Origin of the sequence: Thiohalorhabdus denitrificans (assembly GCF_001399755.1) — a bacterium.
Taxonomy (GTDB): Bacteria; Pseudomonadota; Gammaproteobacteria; order Thiohalorhabdales; family Thiohalorhabdaceae; genus Thiohalorhabdus; species Thiohalorhabdus denitrificans.
In genome coordinates, this window is the sequence record NZ_LJCP01000008.1 from 20,188 (window position 1) to 37,555 (window position 17,368).

The following is a 17,368-nucleotide window of genomic DNA, read 5'->3' on the forward strand; positions in this document are numbered from 1 at the left end:
CCCGCCGGAGGCCCTTCCAAACGCCCCCCGGGCCTTTCCCGCCATTCTACAGAGGGCGGCGCCAGGGGCAGCCCGCCCCGTGGGAGCGATCCGTGACCGCGACCGGCCGGAAGGGAACCTCCGGGCCGGCCTGCCCTCTTACTCGCATAATACCCACCGGTCGGGCCCCTTCCCGAGGGGGCTCCCAGGGACGTTACAATAGGACCCCTGGACCCTGTATGCCCTTAAGGTAGCTCTAACCATGGACCTTCCCGACGGACTCCTGCCCACCTCCTGGGTTCTCGGAAGCCACCTGCTGTTCGCCTTCCTGCTCGCGGGGCTCGTCCGCACGGCACCCTGGCGGAACCTGGCCAACCGGCCGGACCTGGCGCTGGTGTTCGCCGGCTTCCTGGCCGGGGTGGTCTTCCTGTGGACCGCCCGCGCGGGGATCCCGCAGAACCCCGGGCTCAACCTGCACCTGCTCGGGGCGGCCATCCTAACCCTCGCCTTCGGCTGGCCGCTGGCCCTCCTGGGGCTGATCATCGTCCTGCTGATCACCACCTTCCTGGGGAACTCCGGCTGGGAGACCTTCTCCCTCAACGCCCTGCTGCTGGCGGGGGTTCCGGTGCTAGTGGCCGCGGGGGTGCACCAGTTCGTCCACCGCCGACTGCCCAACCACCCCTTCGTCTACATCTTCGTCAGCGCCTTCCTGGGCGGCGCGCTGACCATGGGGGCCCTGGCCGCGGTATCGGGGGCCGTGCTCTCGCTGTCCGGCACCTACGGCGTGGAGGCCCTGGTGCGGGAGTACCTGCGCTACTTCCCGCTGCTCATATTCCCGGAGGCCTTCCTCACCGGCGGCATCCTCGCCATCCTCGTGGTGTATCGGCCGGAGTGGGTGGCCACCTTCGACGACGAGGCCTACATCAAGGGCAAGTAGGAGCGGCCGTCCACAAAAAAGGCCCCGGCTCATGCCGGGGCCTTTGCTCGTCGCGCCGGGGCGGCCTCAGGCGAGGGGGCTGCCCGTTTCGTCGGTGACCGTGACCCGCACGGGGATCCCCTGGCGCACGCTGGAGGTGACGGGGCAGTGGTCCTCGAACAGCTCGGTGCAGCGGCGCACCTTGGTGTCCACCTCCAGGCCGCGTACCCGCAGGGTTACCTCCAGGCTGCCGACGCGTAGGTGACCGCGCTCGTTGCGGGTCATGAACCCCCGCACGGTGGTCTCCAGCCCCTCCGGCTCGCGCTCGAACTTGCGCAGGCAGAACAGCAGGCTCGCCGACAGGCAGTCGCCCACCGCCGCCGCCAGGGTGCGGGCGGCGTCCGGACCGGTCTGGTCCCCCAGGGGGGCGGGCTCGTCCATCACGCCGTGGGCCACGCCCTCCTGCCGGAAGTCCACGTCGAAGGCCCACCGGCCGCGGTGGGCCAGCTCGACCTCGAAGTCCGGAGCGCCGGAGTCCGCCATGGGCCGGTCCTCAGGCCTTGCCCTGCAGTTGGCGCACCACGTTCTCGTCCTCCAGGGTGGAGATGTCCTGGGTCACCTCCTCGCCGGAGGCGATGGTGCGCAGCAGCCGCCGCATGATCTTACCCGAGCGGGTCTTGGGCAGGGCGTCGGCGAAGCGGATCTCGTCGGGCCGGGCGATGGCGCCGATCTCGTCGGTGACGTGCGCCCGCAGGGCCTCGCGCAGGGCCTCCAGGTCCTCGTCCTCCCGTTTCCCCTGCAGGATCACGAAGGCGAAGATGGAGTTGCCCTTCACCTCGTCGGGACGGCCCACCACCGCGGCCTCCGCCACCTTGTCGTGGGCGACCAGGGCCGACTCGACCTCCATGGTGCCCATGCGGTGGCCGGAGACGTTGATGACGTCGTCGATGCGGCCGAGGATCCAGAAGTAGCCGTCTTCGTCACGCGTGGCGGAGTCGCCGGCCAGGTACATGTACTGGTCGGGGAAGTGGGACCAGTAGGTATCGATGTAGCGCTGGTCGTCGCCCCACACGGTGCGCAGCATGGAGGGCACCGGCCGGCGCAGCACGAGCAGCCCGCCGTGGTGGCTGCCGGGTTCCACCGTATTGCCCTCCTCGTCCACCACGTCGGCCATCACCCCGGGCAGCGGCAGGGTGCAGGAGCCGGGCTTCAGCGGCACGGCGCCGGGCAGCGGGCTGATCATGTGGCTGCCGGTCTCCGTCTGCCACCAGGTGTCCACGATGGGGCAGCGCCCGCCGCCGATGACCTGGTAGTACCACATCCAGGCGGCGGGGTTGATGGGCTCGCCCACGGTGCCCAGCAGCCGCAGCTTGGACAGGTCGTGCTTGTTCGGCCACTCATCGCCCTGCTTCATGAGCGCCCGGATGGCGGTGGGGGCGGTGTAGAACACGGTGGTGCCGGTGCGCTCGGCGATGGACCACAGCCGGCCCGGGTCGGGGACGGTGGGCGCGCCCTCGTACATGACCTGGGTGGCCCCCACGGCCATGGGCCCGTAGGCGATGTAGGTGTGGCCGGTGATCCAGCCCACGTCGGCGGTGCACCAGTAGACGTCGTCCTCGCCGATGTCGAACACCCACTTCATGGAGGTGATGGCGCCGAGCAGGTAGCCGGCGCTGGAGTGCACCACGCCCTTGGGCTTACCGGTGGAGCCGGAGGTGTAGAGGATGAACAGCGGGTGCTCGGCCTCCACCGGCTCCGGGGCGCAATCCGCGGACTCGCGCTCCATGATCTCGCGGAACCAGACGTCGCGGCCCTCGGTCCAGTCGATCTCGTTCTCGGCGCGCTGGAGCACCACCACGTGCTCCACCGTGTCGCAGCCCTCGTTGAGGGCGCGGTCCACGTTCTTCTTCAGGGCCACGGTCTTGCCGCCGCGGATGCCGCCGTCGGCGGTGATCACCACCTTGGCCCCGGCGTCCTCGATGCGGTCCTTGAGCGCCTCGGCGGAGAAGCCGCCGAACACCACCGAGTGGGTGGCCCCGATGCGAGCGCAGGCCTGCATGGCCACCACGGCCTCGGGGACCATAGGCATGTAGATCACCACCCGGTCGCCCTTCTCCACACCGTAGGACTTCAGGGCGTTGCCGAGCTTGCCCACCTCCTCGAGGAGCTCGGCGTAGGTGAAGTTGCGGGTGTCCCCGGGCTCGCCCTCCCAGAGGATGGCGGGGCGGTCGCCGTTGCCGGCCTCGATGTGGCGGTCCAGGCAGTTGTAGCTGACGTTGAGGGTGCCGTCGGCGAACCACTTGTAGAAGGGCGGGTTGCTCTCGTCGAGCACCTGGCTGAAGGGCTTGCTCCAGGTGATCTCCTGCCGGGCCTGCTCGGCCCAGAAGCCCTCGTAGTCCTGGGTGGCCTGCCTGGCCATGTCCAGGTACTGCTCCATACCGGCGATGCGGGCATGCTCGGCGAATTCGGCGGGCACCTCGAACACGCGGTTCTCGGTGAGCACTGTCTCCAAGGTCTCGTCCGTCATAACGCCCCGTCCTTGCCGTTCCAGGTGAGCTTTCCGGCCTCCCGCGCGCGGCGCCGGGAACCGGCCTTTATCTCCGCCGGACCCGCCGGACGGGTCCGGTTCCTTCCTCGCATGTCCGCATCCGGGGGCAGCCGTCGGCCTCCGAGCCTCCTAAAAGAATAGCCGCTTCCGGGCGCCCTCCTCCACCGCCCCCGCCCCTTCAGGGCAGGGGCTCCCAGCCGACCGAGGCGACCCGGAATTCCCCGGGGCACCCGGTGAGCCGCAGGATCTCCATCCCGGGCCGCCTTCCGGCCCCGTCGGCGGGCGCCCTATCGTACCCCACCACGTAGCGGTCGGGACGCACCCGGCGCACCCACAGGTTCTCCGGGTCTCCCGCCTCCCGATCCGCGAGGAAGGCCTTGACCCGCCACAGGATTTCCGGACCGGCGGGCCGCTCCAGGTGCTCCGCGGCCAGCAGGCGTGGGGAGCTTCCCTCTTTCGCGGTGAAATACAGGCGCTGGCGCCCGAAGGCGATGCCGTCGGGCGCGCAGCGGAAGCGCTCGAAGTCGTAGACCAGCCGGTGGCCGTTTTCCTTGTAGATCCGGACCTCGTCGATGTCCATCCGGCGCTGGGGGTAGGCCGCCGCGCGGCGTTCGATCCTTCGCAGGTAGGCCCCCGCGTCCTCCCCCCGGTCGTTGCGGAAGTCCGGGTGTATCAGGGCGTCCAGGGCGGCGTGATCGCCGCTTTCCCGGGCCTCCAGGAAGCGGTCGAGCCGCTCCAGGAGCTCGGCGCGGCGCTCCTCGTACCGGCTGGGGGCCAGGAGGTCCGGCCTGCCGGTTATGACCACCGGGGTGCCGATGTCCAGCGCCTCCTTGAGGACCTCCAGGCTGGTATTGTCGAAGGCCACGCAGCCCTTGGTGTCCGTCTTGTCCTCGTCTTCCTCGTCCACCCCGTGGAGCCAGATGCCGTAGCCGGTCTTGTCGCGGATCCGGTCGACGATGTTGGGGTAGTTCAGGGGGAAGGCCCCGGCGCCGTACCGCGGGGCCAGACGCGGCTCGGGGAGATAGCGCTGGATGTAGTACACCCCCTCGGGGGTGCGCTTGTCCCCCTCCACCCGCTTGTCGCCCGGGTTGGCCCCGAGCAGGATGCGGCCGAAGCGCCGCACCACCCGGGGCCGGTCGTCCTCGGCCTCCACCAGGTAGGCGGAGCGAACGTCCTTGGCCACCAGCACCATGCGGTGGGGCGGGGCGTCGCGGAAGAAAGCGTTCCCCACCACCTTTTCGGCGGCGTGGACGCTCGCCGCCGTCATGCCCCCCAGAAGCACTCCGGCCAGGATGCCGATGCGCATGGTCCCCCCTTGCGGCCCGCCCGGCCGCCTCCCCCTTGTTCTTCCCGATGCCCCGGGCGGGCTTCCCCGCCCGTTGCTCCTCAGCCCTCGTCGAGCCCCGATCCGGATGCCTGCTCAACAACCCCGCCCGCCAGCAGGTGATCGGAGCGGCCGTTCTTGGCGAGCTTGTAGGTCACGGCGTCCACCAGGGCCTGGTAGGAGGCCTCGATGACGTTGGCGGACACCCCCACCGTACCCCAGTGCTCGTGCGGGTCGCCCGACTCGATCAGCACCCGCACCGCGGCGTCGGTGCCGCCCCCGGCGGACACCACCCGCACCTTGAAGTCCACCAGGTCCATCTCGCGCAGCTCCGGGTAGAAGCCCACCAGGGCCTTGCGCAAGGCGTGGTCCAGGGCGTTCACGGGGCCGTTCCCGGTGCCCGCGGTGTGGGCCCGTTCGCCGCCCACCTCCAGCATGACCGTGGCCTCGCTCTCGGGGGCCTCGCCAGCGTGGCGCTTGGCGTCGAGCACGCGGAAGCCCACCAGGCGGAAGTACTCGGGCAGGTCGCCGATGACCCGGCGCACCACCAGCTCGAAGGAGGCGTCCGCGCCCTCGAACTGGTAGCCCTGGTGCTCCAGGTCCTTGATGCGCTCCACCACCTGGGCCACCGCGGCGTCGTTGCCTTCCAGGCGGTCGAGAAGCCCCAGCTCCTGGAGCTTGTGGACGATGTTGGAGCGCCCCGATTGGTCGGAGACCAGGATGCGGCGCACGTTGCCCACCGCCTCGGGGGCGATGTGCTCGTAGGTGCGCGCGTCCTTGCGTACCGCGGATACGTGGACCCCGCCCTTGTGGGCGAAGGCGGACTGCCCCACGAAGGGCTGGTTGTTCCGGGGGCTGCGGTTGGCCAGCTCGTCCACCAACCGGGAGGTGGCGGTGAGCCGTTCCAGCTCCTCCGGCCCCAGCTGCGCCCCGCGGTAGCCCAGTTTGAGGATCAGGTTGGGCAGGATGGCGGTAAGGTCGGCGTTGCCGCAGCGCTCGCCCAGGCCGTTGAGGGTGCCCTGCACGTGGCGCACGCCGTGCTCCACGGCGGCCAGGGTGTTGGCCACCGCCAGGCCGCCGTCGTTGTGGCAGTGGATGCCCAGCACCTCGCCGGGCAGGCGCTCCCGCACCGCGTCCACCGCCGCGCCGATCTGTGCCGGCAGGCCGCCGCCGTTGGTGTCGCACAGGACGAGGCGGTCGGCGCCGCCGTCGGCCGCGGCTTCCAGGACGCGCAGGGCGTAGTCGGGGTGGTTGGCGTAGCCGTCGAAGAAGTGCTCGGCGTCGAACAGCACCACGCCGAGCTGCTCCTTGAGGTAGGCCACGGAGTCGCGCACCAGGGCCAGGTTCTCCTCCAGGCCGATGCCCAGGCCCAGCTCCACGTGCAGGTCCCACGCCTTGCCGAAGATCACCGCGCCGTCCGGGCCGGCGGCCACCAGGCCCGAGAGGACCGGATCCTGCGCGGGGGTGTTGCCCGAGCGCATGGTGGAGCCGAAGGCCAGCAGCCGGGCATGGCGGAGCGTGCGCTCCCGCGCCGCCTCGAAGAAGGCGTCGTCGCGGGGGTTGGCCCCGGGCCAGCCGCCCTCGATGAAGTCCACGCCCAGATGGTCGAGGGCCTCCGCGAGGTGCAGCTTGTCCTCCACCGAGAAGGACACGGCCTCCGACTGCCCGCCGTCGCGGAGGGTGGTGTCGAAGACCTCGATGTTGCTATCGGTCGGGTTGGTCAAGGCGTATCGGTCCGGGGGAACGGTCAGGCATTTAAAGTGGGACGCGGATGGGGCGCACCACCCGTGGGAGCGGTCCGTGACCGCGATCCGTATCCGGAGCCTCATCGTCGCGGTCAGGGACCCCTCCCACGGCGGCCGCGCCCCTCAATGGATGTGGTCGCGCTCCTCCACCGGCTTGTCCAGCTCGAAGGCCTCGTGCAGGGCGCGCACCGCCAGCTCGGTGTACTTCTGGTCCACCACCACCGAGACCTTGATCTCCGAGGTGGCGATCATCTGGATGTTCACGCCCTCGTTGGACAGGGCCTCGAACATGCGGTCCGCCACACCGGCGTGGTTGCGCATGCCCACGCCCACCACGGAGATCTTGGCGATGCGGTCGCTGCCGGTGAGGGCCTCGGCCTCGATCTCCTTGCAGACCGGGTCGAGCACCTCCATCACCTGCTTGTAGTCGGAGCGCGGCACGGTGAAGGTGAAGTCCGTCTTGCCGTGCTCGCCCTGGTTCTGAATGATCATGTCGACGTTGATGCTGGCCTTGGCGGCGGCGCCGATCACCGCGTGGGCGATTCCCGGTCGGTCCGGGACGCCGATGATGGTCACCTTGGCCTCGTCCTCGTTATGGGCGATCCCGGAAACTAGGGCCTTTTCCATGGCCTCCTCCTCGACGGTGATGAGCGTGCCTTCCCCTTCCCCGAAGGTAGACCGCACACGCACCGGGACGTTGTACTTGCCGGCGAACTCCACGGCCCGGATCTGCAGCACCTTGGCGCCCAGGCTGGCCAGCTCGATCATCTCCTCGAAGGTGATCTTATCCAGCCGCCGGGCATCGGCCACGATGCGCGGGTCGGTGGTGTAAACGCCGTCCACGTCGGTGTAGATGTGGCACTCGTCGGCTTCCAGGGCCGCCGCCAGGGCCACGGCCGTGGTGTCGGAGCCGCCCCGGCCCAGGGTGGTCACCGAGCCGTCGGGCCCCAGGCCCTGGAAGCCGGCCACCACCGGGATGCCGCCCGCCTCCAGCTCGGCCCGCAGGTTCTCGCGGTCGATGTCGTGGATGCGCGCCTTGGTGTGGACGTCGTCGGTGTGTACGGGCACCTGCCAGCCCGCGAAGGAGCGCGACGCGTGGCCGCGCTGCTGCAGGGCCATGGCCATGAGGCTGATGGTGACCTGCTCCCCGGTGGCCAGCAGCTGGTCCATCTCCCGTTCCGGCGGCTGCTCGTGGAGGGCCTCCGCCATCTCCACGAGGTCGTCGGTCTGTCCGCCCATGGCGGAGACCACCACCACCACGTCGTTGCCGCGCTCGCGCTCGGCGAGCACGCGCTCGGCGGCGTGGCGGATCTTGCCCACGTCCGCCAGCGAGCTGCCCCCGAATTTCTGAACGATTAACGCCATGGATTCCCTATGTTGGTGCGCTCCGCGTCCCGACGGACGCACCATTTTGGTGCATTCGCGATCCGTAAGCGGCCATTGTATCGCACGCGGCGACGCTCCGGGAGGCACGGGGGCCGCCTTCCGCCGCCACCCGGCCGAACCGGCATCCCCCTTGCAAGAGGTCCTCCGGAAGCACCAAACCGGAAAGGCCCGCCCCGATGAGCAGCATGAGCTACCTCCACATCCTCGAGCGCTACCAGGACCACCGCGGGGCCATCGCCGAGCTGTTGGCCTCCCTGGTGACCGGGATCGCCGAGCATCGCGCCGTGGACGACCCCGCGTCCCTGCAGGGGGAGGTCCACGCCCTGGCCGAGCGCTACCCCTTTCTCGACATGGTCTACACCCTCGATGCCCAGGGAATCCAGACCAGCGACAACATGGTGAACCAGGGCAAGGCCCTTGCCCGCACCGGGGTGGGCGCCGACCGCAGCCAGCGCCCCTATTTCCGCCTCGCCCGCGGGACGCAGGAGGTCGTCGTCACCGAGCCCTACCTCTCGGCCACGGGCCACAACCTCTGCCTGTCGGCGGCCCTGGAGCTGCGCGACGCCACGGGCCGGGCCCGGGGCTACCTGGTTCTCGACGCGGACCTGGCGGAGATCGTGGCCTTCCTCCTGGGGGACCGCGAACGCCGGCGGTTCCAGCCCGTGTTCAAGGCCGTCTACTCCCTGATTGTGGCCGGGCTCCTGGCGGTGGTGGGGGTGCTGCTGGCCTTCTCGGTCCAGGAGCTCGGGGCGCTGCTGCCCGGGGCGGACGGCGGTTCCGACAGGGCGCTGCACCTCAAGCCCTTCGGGGTGATCATCTTCCTCACCCTGTCGCTGGCCATCTTCGATCTGGCCAAGACCATCCTCGAGGAGGAGGTGCTCACCCACAAGGACATCTTCCGCCACAGCTCCACCCGCCGCACCATCACCCGTTTCATCGCCGCCATCCTGATCGCGGTGTCCATCGAATCTTTGCTGCTGATGTTCAAGGCGGCCCTCGGCGAAGGGGAAGGCATCCTGCCCGCCGTGGCCATGATGCTCACCGTGGTGGGCCTGCTACTGGGCCTGGGGGTCTACGTCTACCTCGGCAGCCGCGCGGAGGTGACCCTCCTGAGCTGGCAGAAGCGCCGGGAGGAGCCCTTCCCGGCCGCGTCGCCCGCGGCTCCGGCCCGGCACCCGGAGGCCCCGGGACCGGCGGCGCCTCGACCCGAGCGGGCGCTGACGGAATAGGCGGGGGCGAACCCCGCCGGGAACCCGATCCGGCACCCGGGGTCGGAGGATGCGAAACGTATTGCGAATCGTTCCCATTTCTTCTATGTTGTGTGGAACAACTTCCACCCGGTGGGGATTGCTCATGTACGTCTGCATCTGCAAGGGGGTGACCGAGCGCCAGATCCATCAGGCCGTGGCCGAGGGCGCCCGGGACCTGGAGGACCTCCAGAACCGGCTGGGCGCATCCACGGGCTGCGGCACCTGCGCGGAGTTCACCACCGAGTGCCTGCGCGAGGCCCTGGAGCAGTTCGCCCCCGAGACGACCCTTCCCCAGCCCGCCTGACCGGAGGCCGGGGCGGAAAAGCCCCGCTCCTCCGTCTCCCCGGATCTCGTTCGCGGAAAACCCCCAGCACCCTCTCCGCCCGACCGCGCGTCTGCTAACTTGGACAGAAGGCCTTTCCGGCCCGTCGCCTCCCCACGACGGACCGGGGGTCGGGGCCTTTCCGACGGCCCGGACCGGGCCGCCGTACCGAGACCCGTTGCCGCCCGCCCAGGGGCGGCGGAAATGGCTTGCTTTGCCCCCACGCCCGCGGCCCCGCCCTTCCGCTCCCGGACCACCGTCGCCGCTGCGGCGCGCGGGGGCGCTGCTCGTCCTCGCCCTGGTGCCCGGGCTCGCCCCGGCCGATCCGGACACCCTGCGCCTGGAGGTGGACGGCGTGAGCGGGGAGCTGGAGCGGAACATCCGCGCCTACCTATCCATCGCCGAGCTGGCCGGGACCGAGGACCCTGACCCCACGAACATAAGCCGGAACCACCGCGCCGCCCCCGAGGAGATCCGGGAGGCCCTCCAGCCCTTCGGCTTCTACAACCCGGATATCCGGGGCTCCCTGGACCGGGATGGCGACGCCTGGGTGGCCCGCTACGAGGTGGATCGCGGGCCGCCCACCATCATCACCGAGCTGGAACTGCGGATCATGGGACCCGGGCGGGACGATGGTGGGCTGGCCCGGGTCCTGGAGGACTCGGGCCTCAAGGAGGGGGAACGCCTACGCCACGACCGCTATTCCGCCACCAAGGACGACCTTCTGGAGCAGGCCGTGGCGTCCGGCTACCTGGACGCCCGCTTCACCCGCAACGAGATCCGGGTCCATCCCGCCCGCAACGAGGCCCGGGTGGCGCTGGTCATGGACAGTGGCCCGGCCTACTACTTCGGCAATATCCGCGTGGAGCAGGACATCCTGGACCCCGCTTTCGTGGAACGGCTGCTGCCCGTGGAACGCGCCGAGCGGCTCACCTCCCGGCGGCTCCTGGATCTGCAGTTCGCCCTCTCCGATACGGACTACTTCGAGCGCGTGGCCGTGAACATGGCGCGGCAAGAGGCCGCGCCCTACACGCCGGAGGAGGACGGAGCGGAGGAGGCCCGAATCGTCCCCGTGGAGGTGGCCACCGACCCGAAGAAGCCCCGCCTCTACAGCATCGGCGTGGGGTACGGCACGGACACCGGCCCCCGGCTCACCGGCGCCGTGGAGTTCCGGCACATCAACCAGCAGGGCCACCAGTTCCGCACCGACCTGTTCCTCTCCGAGGTGCGCCAGGGGCTGGCGGCCCGCTACCGGATCCCCATCAAGAACGTGCGCACCGACAGCTACAACATCCTGGGGCGGATCACCCAGGAGGAGCTGGGCGACACCCGCAACCACCGCTACCTCTTCGGCGTCAGCGAGGACCGGGGCTTTCTCGGCTGGCAGCGCAGCCTCTACGCCAACGTCTCCCGCGACTTCACCTTCGTGGGGGACGACGACCGCGACTACACCTTCCTGGCCCCCGGGGGCAGCATGTCCCGCTCCAAGGCCGACGACCGCCTCTACCCGCGCCGCGGCTGGAGCCTGTTCTTCGACCTGCACGGGGCCCATGAGAGCCTGCTCTCCGACGCCAGCTTCCTGCAGGGCCAGACCCGGGCCCAGGGGATCCTGCCCCTGGGCCCGCAAACCCGCCTGCTGGGCCGGGTCCACGCGGGGGCCACCCGAGTGAACCGGGTCACGGACATCCCCGCCTCGGAGCGCTTCTTCGCCGGTGGTGACCGCAGCGTCCGCGGCTATCCCTACCAGGACCTGGGGCCGCAGGACGCCGACGGCCACACCATCGGCGGCCGCTATCTCCTCACCGGCAGCGTGGAGGTGGACCACCGGGTGTGGGGCAACTTCGGCGTGGCCGCCTTCTGGGACGCCGGCAACGCCTCCAACCAGTGGCCTCCGGATCCCGTGGAGGCCGTGGGCGTGGGACTCCGCTACGCCTCGCCCCTGGGGATGATCCGCCTGGACTTCGCCACCCCGCAGGACACGATCATCCGCGAGGACCTGGAGATGGCCCCGGACTGGCGCCTGCACTTCAGCATGGGGCCGGACCTGTGAGGCGGCGCTGGATCGCCTTCTGGATCGTCCTCGCCGCCCTCCTCGGCGGCGGGGCCTTCCTGCTGCTCACCGAGACCGGCCTGCAGTGGACGTGGCGGCTGGTCCGACCCGCCCTCCCGGAGGGCCTGGAGGTGGCCTCCGTGGAGGGGCGGCTGGTGGGCCCCGTCCGGGTGCGGGACGCGACCCTGGAGACAGCCTCCTTCCGGGCGCGCATGGCCCGCGGGGAGCTGGACTGGCGGGCCTCGGACCTGCTGCGCGGCCGGATCACGGTGAGCCGCCTGATCGTGGAGGACTACCGCTACACCGCCCTGCCTGGCGCCCCGGAGCCCGAACCGGAGACCGGGGAAGGGCCGACCACCTCCGCCTTCCTGCCCGTCCGCATCGAGGACGCCCGCTTCCTGAACGGCGAGATCCGCGGCGCCCCGGACGCCGAGCCCACCCTGGTGACCGCCCTCACCGGCGCCGTGGGGATCGGCCCGGAGGGGCTGTACTGGGACAACCTGGAGCTGGAAACCCCGGAGCTGGAGGCATGGAGCGGCGGGCGCATCGACCACGCGGACGACGCCCCCGACGGCGTGGCGGGGAGCCTGGGCTGGACCCTCCGGCTGCCCGACCAGCCGGAGATGGCGGGACGGCTCGAGGTTTCGGGTACTCTTCAGGCCCTGGAATTCGACCACCGGGTGACCCGGCCCTGGGCCGTCGCCACCACGGGACGCATCGATGACCCCCTGGAGGAGCCCCGCTGGGAGGCCCGGATTACCGGGGAGGATCTGGACCTGCGGACCCTCGGCCCCGGGCTCCCCGCGGGTGCGGGGGATCTGGACCTGCGCCTGCACGGCAGCACCGAGGACCTGGAGGCCTCCGGGGGGGTGGACCTACGGCTCCCGGAGCGCCCGCCCCTGCACCTGGAGGTCGACCTGGCGGGGAACCTGCCGGAGCGGGCCGTGGATATCCGCGAGCTGTTGGTTACCGCCGAGGGCCTGCCCGCCCGGCTGAGCGCCCGGGGGCGGGTGGCCATGCCGGCGGAGGGGCCGGAGGTGGATCTGCGCGGCGACTGGCGGGACTTGCGCTGGCCCCTGGAGGACGAGGCGGCCCCCTGGCAGTCGGCGCAGGGCAATTGGCGGGCTTTCGGCGACTGGGAGGCGCTGCACGCGCGCATGGAGGGCGCCCTGGGCGATGGGGACTTCCACGCCGCCGCCACCTACCAGGGCGGACCCTTGGGCCTGGCCATCAACTGGCACAATCTGCGCTGGCCCGGCCCACGCGCCCTGGCCTCGCCCCGCGGCCACGCCACCCTTGCCGGGACCATGGAGGACTACCGCCTCCGCCTCGATGCGGCGGGCCGCGCCGAGGAGCTGCCCGACCTCCACCTGACCGGCCGGGCCCGGGGCGGCCCGGACAGCCTGGATCTCCAGAGCCTGCGCCTGGAGGCCCTGGAGGGCACCCTCGAGGCCAGCGGGGACGTGGGCTGGGGGGAACGCTTCGCCGCCGACCTCGCGCTCCGGGGCCGGGACCTCAACCCCGGCCCCCTGCTGCCTCAGTGGCCCGGGGCCCTGGATATGGAGGCCGGGGTGCAGGCGGAGATGAGTCCCGAAGGGCCCGCGGCGGAGGTCTCCGACCTGCTCGTGGAGGGACGGCTCCGGGGCCGCCCGGTGCGGGTCAGCGGCAGCGGCGCCTATGGCGGCGGGGCGCTGGAGCTGACGCGTCTGCGGCTGCGCAGTGGGGCCTCCACCCTCGCGGCGGAGGGCCGGGTGGGGGAGGAGCTGGACCTGGCCTGGAACATTTCCAGCGACGACCTGGAGGAGGTCCATCCGGAGGCCGGGGGCACCCTGCACGGCGAAGGGCGGGTCACCGGGCGCCTGCCGCTGCCCCGGGTGAGCGCCGAGCTGACCGGCGAGGGCCTGCGGTGGGGAGAGTCCACCGTGGAGGGCGTGGAGCTGGAGGCCGAGATCCACCCGCGGGGCGCCGCCCCCTCCCGCCTGAAGGTGGCGGTGCGCAACGCCCGGGCCGGTGACACCCGCCTCGCCACCCTCGCCCTGGAGGGCCGCGGGACGCCCGATGACCACGCCATCCGGCTGGACCTCGACTCCTCCCAGGGGCAGGCGGATCTCCGGACCTCGGGGAGCTGGCGGGAGGCGGCCCAGGAGCTGACCTTCCGCCTGGAGCAGGCCCACCTCCGCCCGGCGAACCTGCCCGACTGGCGGCTGGAAGCCCCGGTGGAGGGGGCCATCGGCGCCGCCACCGCCCGCCTCGGGCGCGGCTGCTGGAGCGACGGCGAGGGACGGCTCTGCCTGGAGGGGGAGCGCGGCCCCGAGGAGGTCCACGGGGCGCTCGCCGCCCAGGGGATCCCGCTGGGCTACCTCCTGCCCCTGCTGCCGCCGGACACCGGTATCGAGGGCACCCTCAGCGCCTCCGGGACCTTCACCATGCCCACGGACGGCCCGCCCACCGGCCGGATGACGGTGGTCACCAGCGCGGGGCGCATCCTGCAGACCGGGGACGCCGAGGCCCTCAACGGCCAGCAGGTGCTGGAACTCCGCCCGAGCTGGGCGACGGCGGAGATCGACGGCCAGCGGGCGGTAACCGATTTCGCCCTGAACCTCGGCGACGACGACCGGCTCACCGCCCATGCCGAACTGGGCCTGGGCGAGGGCCCCATGGCCGACCAGCCCCTGTCCGGCCGGCTGCGGGGCGCCATCACCGACCTCGAGCCCATCTCCATCTTCGCCCCCGACATCCAGGACGTGGATGGCGCCCTGCGCGCCGACCTCCGGGTGGACGGCACGGTGGCCGAGCCCCGCCCCTCCGGGGAGCTGGGCCTCCAGGCCGACACCGCCACCCTGGTCCCCGCCGGCCTGACCATCCGCAACTTCCGCCTGGTGGCCACACCCGAATCCACCCGCTCCATCAGCCTCCAGGGCCACGCGGAATCGGGAGAAGGCTCCCTGGACCTGGCGGGCGCGGCCGCCATGGGCGAAGACGGCCCCACCGCGGACCTGGCCATCACCGGGGAGGACTTCCTCGCCTACGACACCACCGACATCCGGGTCTGGATCTCCCCCGACCTCAAGGTGGAGGCGCAGCGTCCGCGGGTCGACGTCACCGGGACGGTGCGCATTCCCCGGGCGGAGATCGAGATCAAGGAGCTGCCCGCCTCCGGGGTGGTGCAGGTCTCCGAGGACCAGGTCCTGGTGACCGAGGAGGACGAGGTGGAGGGCGTGGAGCCGCCCTGGGAGGTCTCCGCCCGCGTGCGGGTGGTCCTGGGCGACCTGGTACGGTTCGAGGGCTTCGGCCTGAAGACCCGAATCGTGGGGGACCTGACGGTGCAGGAGAGCCCGGGGCAGCCCACCACCGCCACCGGCGAGGTGCGCACCGAGGAGGGCGAGTACAAGGCCTACGGCCAGGACCTGGAGATCCGCACCGGACGGCTGGTGTTCGGCGGGGGACCGGTCTCCTCCCCGGGCCTGGAGGTGCGGGCGGTGCGCACGCCCCGGCCCGACATCACCGTAGGGGTGGAGGCCAAGGGCCCCCTGCGCGAGCCGGAATTCTCCCTGTTCTCCGAACCCGGCATGTCGCAGACGGAGCAGCTGTCCTGGCTGGTGCTGGGCCGGCCGCTGGATCAGGCCTCGCGGGGGGAACAGTCGGCCCTGAGCCAGGCGGCCATCCTCCTGGGTCGCAAGGGCGGCCAATTCCTGGCGGAGACCATCGGCGAGGACCTGGGCCTCGACGAAGTGTCGCTGGAGGCCCAGGAGACCACCACCGAGGAGGGGGAGCAGACCGAGGAAGCCGCCCTGGTGCTGGGCAAATACCTCTCGCCGCGCCTATACGTGAGCTACGGCATCGGCCTGTTCGACTCCGCCAACACCTTCCGCATGACCTACACCCTCGCCCGCCATTGGCGGCTGGTCACCGAGTCCAGCGCCCAGGAGACCGGCGGCGACTTGTTCTACACCATCGAGAGCGGCGGGGACTGAACCGGCCGCCCTTCCCTGCTAGGATGTGCGGCCTTTCGAACCGCTCCCGGATGGCCCCATGGCGCACACCCATCTCAAGGGCAAGGACTGCCCCCTTGAAGCCACCATCGAGACCCTCTCCGCGCGCCTGGCCGAGGCCGGCTTCGCCGTGGAGGAGGCCTCCTGGCTGAACCCCGTGGCCCACGTCCACTCCGTGCACATCCGCGAGGTGGACTGCCCGCTGCTGTTCACCAACGGCAAGGGCGCCTCCCGCAAGGCCTGTCTGGCCAGCGGGCTGGGGGAGTTCGTGGAGCGGCTGGCCAACAACTACTTCTTCGCCGACTTCTACCTGGGCCCGGAGCTCGCCGCGGCGCCCTTCGTCCACTACCCCTTCGAGCGCTGGTTCCCCATCCCTGGGGACGGTGGGATCCCCGAAGGCCTGCTGGACGAGGACCTGCTGGCCGTCTACGACCCCGAGGGCGAGCTGCGCGCCGAGCACCTGGTGGACACCAACTCCGGCGCCTTCGAGCGCGGCGTCTGCGCCCTGCCCTACGTGCGCCAGCGCGACGGCACCACGCGCTGGTTCCCGGTCAGCCTGATCGGCAACCTCTACGTCAGCAACGGCATGTCCGCCGGCAACACCCCCGAGGAAGCCCAGGTGCAGGGCCTGGCGGAGATCCTCGAGCGCGCCGTGAAGAGCCGCGTCATCGCCGAGGGCCTCGCCTTGCCGCAGGTGCCGGAAGCGGTGCTGGACCGCTACCCGGCCATCCGGGAGGGCATCCGCGGCCTGGAGGCGGCCGGCTTCGGCGTGCGGGTGTGCGACGCGTCCCTGGGCGGGCGCTACCCGGTGATGAACGTCACCCTGCTCAACCCCGCCGACGGCAGCGTGTTCGCCTCCTTCGGGGCCCATCCCACCTTCGAGATCGCCCTGGAACGGGCCCTTACCGAGCTGCTGCAGGGCCGCGGCCTGGACCAGCTGGACGGCTTCCGCCCGCCCACCTTCGACATGGCGGAGGTGGCCGATCCGCAGAACCTGGAGCTGCACTTCATCGACTCCAGCGGCGTGGTGGCCTGGGATTTCCTGCGGGAGGAGCCGGACCATCCCTTCGCCGACTGGAACCTGGAGGCCGACAACGCCACCGAGCGCGACCACCTGGTCGGCCTCCTGCACGAGGAGGGCTTCGACGTCTTCATCGCCGACTACACCCACCTCGGCGCCTACGCCTGCCGCATCCTGGTGCCCGGGCTCTCGGAGATCTATCCGGTGGACGAGCTGGTGGTGAACAACAACAACGAGGGCGCCCGGGTCCGCGAGCGGATCCTTTCCCTGCCGGACCTGGGGGCCGCGCAGTGGGCCGCCCTGTACGAGGAGCTGGAGGAGGGCGCCCACAACGACTACCAGCCCGTGCACGAGCTCATCGGCGTCGCTCCGGAGCCGGACACCCTGTGGGCGCAGATGCGCCTCGGCGAGCTCAAGGCCCTGCTGGCACTGGCCCTGGGCCGGGAGGAGGAGGCCTTGGGCTGGGTGGAGTGGTGCCTGCACACCGGCGAGCTCCCGGAGGCGCGCCTGCCGCTGTTCCGCTGTCTGCAGGCCCTGCTGGAGATGGCCCTGGCGGGCCGAGCGCCCGAGGACTTCCGGCCCGCCCTCGCCCGGCTGTACGGGGTGGCGACCGTGGCCCGCGCCGAGGCCGTCCTAAACGGGCGGGAGCTATTCCCCGGCCTGGGCCGCCCCGGCCCAAGCCTGGAGGGCTTCGAACGGCACCGGGCCCTGCTGGCGGCCTACCGCAAGCTCCACGAGGTCAAGGAAGGGGCCGCCCTGGCCCAATAACCGATCCGTAACCGGGGGGACGAAACAAAACGGGCAACCCCTCAGGGCCGCCCGTTTCCGGTTTGGC

Annotated in this window: 11 protein-coding genes; 6 read left to right on the forward strand and 5 right to left on the reverse strand. The window is 71.3% G+C overall.

Annotation, left to right across the window (positions count from 1 at the left end; all coding sequences use genetic code 11):
- Positions 1-241 precede the first annotated feature (241 nt).
- Complete coding sequence (locus AN478_RS05090; RefSeq protein ID WP_054965546.1) at positions 242-916, forward strand: energy-coupling factor ABC transporter permease; 675 nt, start codon at positions 242-244, stop codon at positions 914-916.
- Between the two features lie 66 nt (positions 917-982).
- Here AN478_RS05090 and AN478_RS05095 read toward each other — a convergent pair whose 3' ends face one another.
- From AN478_RS05095 to AN478_RS05115, 5 genes are all read right to left on the reverse strand, one after another.
- Positions 983-1,438: an OsmC family protein gene (locus AN478_RS05095; protein ID WP_054965547.1), complete on the reverse strand. Its 456-nt coding sequence runs from the start codon at positions 1,436-1,438 to the stop codon at positions 983-985.
- A 10-nt stretch (positions 1,439-1,448) separates the two neighbouring features.
- The gene (acs, locus tag AN478_RS05100) at positions 1,449-3,422 is read right to left on the reverse strand and encodes an acetate--CoA ligase (RefSeq protein WP_054965548.1); all 1,974 of its coding nucleotides are present in this window, start codon (positions 3,420-3,422) and stop codon (positions 1,449-1,451) included.
- 199 nt (positions 3,423-3,621) lie between these two features.
- Positions 3,622-4,749: a L,D-transpeptidase family protein gene (locus AN478_RS14320; RefSeq protein ID WP_054965549.1), complete on the reverse strand. Its 1,128-nt coding sequence runs from the start codon at positions 4,747-4,749 to the stop codon at positions 3,622-3,624.
- Positions 4,750-4,829: 80 nt separating this feature from the next.
- Positions 4,830-6,491 carry a citramalate synthase gene (gene cimA, locus AN478_RS05110; protein ID WP_074471422.1) on the reverse strand — a complete coding sequence of 554 codons (1,662 nt, stop codon included), beginning with the start codon at positions 6,489-6,491 and terminating at the stop codon, positions 4,830-4,832.
- A 144-nt stretch (positions 6,492-6,635) separates the two neighbouring features.
- A complete protein-coding gene (locus AN478_RS05115) occupies positions 6,636-7,877 on the reverse strand; it encodes an aspartate kinase (protein WP_054965550.1) in 1,242 nt (413 codons plus the stop codon).
- Between the two features lie 197 nt (positions 7,878-8,074).
- On the opposite strand from AN478_RS05115, the gene AN478_RS05120 reads away from it, so the two are divergent.
- The 5 genes from AN478_RS05120 (at position 8,075) to ycaO (ending at position 17,301) form a co-directional block, all read left to right on the forward strand.
- Positions 8,075-9,127: a PDC sensor domain-containing protein gene (locus tag AN478_RS05120; RefSeq protein ID WP_074471421.1), complete on the forward strand. Its 1,053-nt coding sequence runs from the start codon at positions 8,075-8,077 to the stop codon at positions 9,125-9,127.
- Positions 9,128-9,251: 124 nt separating this feature from the next.
- The gene (locus AN478_RS05125) at positions 9,252-9,452 is read left to right on the forward strand and encodes a (2Fe-2S)-binding protein (RefSeq protein WP_054965551.1); all 201 of its coding nucleotides are present in this window, start codon (positions 9,252-9,254) and stop codon (positions 9,450-9,452) included.
- A 232-nt stretch (positions 9,453-9,684) separates the two neighbouring features.
- Positions 9,685-11,520 carry an autotransporter assembly complex protein TamA gene (locus AN478_RS05130; protein ID WP_143004149.1) on the forward strand — a complete coding sequence of 612 codons (1,836 nt, stop codon included), beginning with the start codon at positions 9,685-9,687 and terminating at the stop codon, positions 11,518-11,520.
- Entirely contained in the window at positions 11,517-15,494 is a 3,978-nt protein-coding gene (locus AN478_RS05135) for a translocation/assembly module TamB domain-containing protein (protein WP_054965553.1), read from the forward strand. Before AN478_RS05130 ends, AN478_RS05135 begins: the two co-directional genes overlap by 4 nt.
- Positions 15,495-15,552: 58 nt before the next feature.
- A complete protein-coding gene (ycaO, locus tag AN478_RS05140; protein WP_054965554.1) occupies positions 15,553-17,301 on the forward strand; it encodes a 30S ribosomal protein S12 methylthiotransferase accessory factor YcaO in 1,749 nt (582 codons plus the stop codon).
- The last annotated feature ends 67 nt before the right edge of the window (positions 17,302-17,368 follow it).

Excerpts from the sequence above, each read along its gene's own strand:
- AN478_RS05095 (WP_054965547.1), bottom strand. The coding sequence starts at position 1,438 with ATGGCGGACTCCGGCGCTCCGGACTTCGAGGTCGAGCTGGCCCACCGC.
- AN478_RS05125 (WP_054965551.1), top strand. The coding sequence starts at position 9,252 with ATGTACGTCTGCATCTGCAAGGGGGTGACCGAGCGCCAGATCCATCAG.
- AN478_RS05115 (WP_054965550.1), bottom strand. The coding sequence starts at position 7,877 with ATGGCGTTAATCGTTCAGAAATTCGGGGGCAGCTCGCTGGCGGACGTG.
- AN478_RS14320 (WP_054965549.1), bottom strand. The coding sequence starts at position 4,749 with ATGCGCATCGGCATCCTGGCCGGAGTGCTTCTGGGGGGCATGACGGCG.
- acs (WP_054965548.1), bottom strand. The coding sequence starts at position 3,422 with ATGACGGACGAGACCTTGGAGACAGTGCTCACCGAGAACCGCGTGTTC.
- ycaO (WP_054965554.1), top strand. The coding sequence starts at position 15,553 with ATGGCGCACACCCATCTCAAGGGCAAGGACTGCCCCCTTGAAGCCACC.
- AN478_RS05120 (WP_074471421.1), top strand. The coding sequence starts at position 8,075 with ATGAGCAGCATGAGCTACCTCCACATCCTCGAGCGCTACCAGGACCAC.
- AN478_RS05090 (WP_054965546.1), top strand. The coding sequence starts at position 242 with ATGGACCTTCCCGACGGACTCCTGCCCACCTCCTGGGTTCTCGGAAGC.